Source organism: Pseudoalteromonas sp. SIMBA_162, assembly GCF_046535955.1.
Lineage (GTDB): Bacteria > Pseudomonadota > Gammaproteobacteria > Enterobacterales > Alteromonadaceae > Pseudoalteromonas > Pseudoalteromonas marina.
In genome coordinates, this window is sequence record NZ_JAWJBQ010001139.1 from 1 (window position 1) to 239 (window position 239).

Here is a 239-nt window from a genome sequence, read left to right on the forward strand (position 1 = left end):
CGCCGGTTTCCAGGCGTTGCAGACGGCAGCCGAGCAATTGGCTGAAGGCGCTTTCGGTCAGGCCGGCAGGGATCTGCATCAGCGTTTCTTCAACTGCTTGGCGTTGGCGAACAGCGAGGCCATGGCGTTGTTGCTCGGGGCGGGCGCGGCGCTCTCCTTGCGCGGTGCATTGCCCTGGGAGGAGCGTGGCGCCGAGCCGGGGCGGGAGCCACGGGCACCGTCGATCTTCTCGCCCGGGG

Annotated in this window: 1 protein-coding gene; it reads left to right on the forward strand. The window is 69.0% G+C overall.

The window, feature by feature from the left end; translation table 11 throughout:
• On the forward strand, positions 1–239 hold a 239-nt coding region (locus R0J88_RS23240; protein WP_410901352.1), incomplete at both ends, for a hypothetical protein.